Source organism: Streptomyces dysideae (assembly GCF_001514305.1).
GTDB lineage: Bacteria > Actinomycetota > Actinomycetes > Streptomycetales > Streptomycetaceae > Streptomyces > Streptomyces dysideae.
Genome location: NZ_KQ949075.1, coordinates 44,062 through 46,155 on the forward strand (window position 1 = coordinate 44,062; position 2,094 = coordinate 46,155).

1 protein-coding gene is annotated in these 2,094 nt (G+C 75.5%); it reads left to right on the forward strand.

Annotation, left to right across the window (positions count from 1 at the left end; translation table 11 throughout):
• Positions 1–2,094 (forward strand): polyketide synthase dehydratase domain-containing protein (locus tag AQJ91_RS00165; protein WP_159054465.1); only part of this gene is annotated, 2,094 nt, incomplete at both ends.

Here is a 2,094-nt window from a genome sequence, read left to right on the forward strand (position 1 = left end):
CTGCTCACCGACGGCGTGGGCATCGCGGCCATCAACGGGCCGACGTCCGTGGTGATCTCCGGCGAGGGGGGGCCTGCCGAGGCGGTGGCCCGGATCTTCGCCGAACAGGGCCGCAAGACGAAGAAGTTGACGGTCAGTCACGCCTTCCACTCGGTGCTGATGGACCCGATGCTCGCGGAGTTCCGGCAGGTCGCCGCCGGGCTCGCCCACCAGGAACCGCGGATCGGCGTGGTCTCCAACGTCACCGGCGCACTGGCCACCCACGAGGAACTCACCTCGCCCGACTACTGGGTTCGGCACGTCCGTGATGCCGTCCGGTTCGCCGACGCGGTCCCCGCTCTCCAGGCGCAGGGCGTCACCGCGTTCCTCGAACTCGGTCCCGCCGGTGTGCTCACCGCTCTGGGGCAGGAGTGCGCCACCGACGACGCGCTGTTCGTGCCGTTCCTGCGCGCGGACGTCCCCGAGGCGCGGGCCGCCGTGACCGCCGTCGGCCGGCTGTTCGCCGCCGGGGTCCCGGCCGGCCTTGCCGCGCTCGCTCCGGGCGGGCGCCGGGTGGATCTGCCGACGTACGCCTTCCAGCGCGACTGGTACTGGCTGCGTCCGCTGGAGACCCGCTCCGACGCCGCCGCGCTCGGTCTCAGCGCCTCCGGTCACGCCGTGCTGGGCGCGTCGGTGGCGCTCCCGGAGTCGGGCGGGGTGCTGGCGACGGGCGTGCTGTCGACGCGTACGCAGCCGTGGCTGGCCGATCACGCGGTGGCCGGGACGGTCGTCGTACCGGGCGCCGCACTGGTTGAGCTGGCCGTGCGGGCCGGTGACGAGGCGGGCGCGAGCGTGGTCGACGAGCTGGTCATCGAGGCGCCGCTGGTGCTGCCGGAGTCGGGCGGGGTACGCGTCCAGGTGGTCGTCGGCGGGGACGCGGACGGGCGGCGTACGGTCGGCCTGTACTCGGCCCCGCAGGACGCCGGACCGGAGACCCCGTGGACCCGGCACGTCACCGGCACCATTGCCGAACAGGTGGGTGCGGTCCCCGAGTTCGGCCTCACCGCCTGGCCTCCCGCCGGGGCCGAGCGGGTCGACCTCGACGGCTTCTACGACGGTCGCCGCGCCGCCGGGCTGTCGTACGGGCCCGCCTTCCAGGGCCTGCGGTCGGTGTGGGCCAAGGGCGAGGAGGTGTACGCGGAGGTCGTCCTGCCCGAGGGGCAGTCGCCCGAAGGGTTCGGCATCCACCCCGCGCTGCTGGACGCCGCCCTGCAGGCGAGTACCTTCTGCGGCGGGGACACCGGGCAGACCCGGCTGCCGTTCGCCTGGAGCGAGGTGGTCCTGTACGCCTCCGGCGCCACCGAGCTGCGGGTCCGCGTGGTGCCGGCCGGTTCCGACGGCGTCACGCTGGAGATCGCCGACCACACCGGCGCCCCCGTCGCCGCCATCGGCACCCTCGTCACCCGGCCGCTGTCGTCCGCGGCCTTCGGTGCGCAGCGTGCGCCGGACGCCCTGTTCCGCGTCGAGCGGACCCCGGTGACCGTCTCCGGCGCCGAGGACATCCCGTACGTCATGGACGGCGCTGACCTGGGTTCCGGCCTCCCCGCCGTAGTCATCGCCGACCTCACCGAGGCCGAGGCCGCCGACGGTCCCGCCCGCGCCCGCGAACTCGCCGGCCGGGCCCTGGACCTCGTCCAGGCCTGGTCCGCCGCCCCGGAGCCGACGTCGTCGACGCTGGTGCTGCGGACGAAGGGCGCCGACGGCGGTGACCCCGGGGCCGCCGCCGTGTGGGGGCTGGTCCGCTCCGCGCAGTCGGAGAACCCCGGGCAGTACGTGCTCGTCGACGCCGACGACAGCGTCACCCCGGGGCAGATCGCCGCCGCGGCCGTGTCCGGCGAACCGCAGCTGGTGATCCGCGGCACGACGGTCGAGGCGCTGCGCCTCGCCCGTGCGACGACCGGTGCCGGTACGCCGTCCGGGCGGCCCCTGGACCCCGAGGGCACCGTCCTGATCACGGGCGGCACGGGCACCCTGGGCGCCCTCCTCGCCCGGCATCTGGTCGAACAGCACGGCGTGAAGCACCTGCTGCTCGTGGGCCGGCGGGGCCCGGCGGCC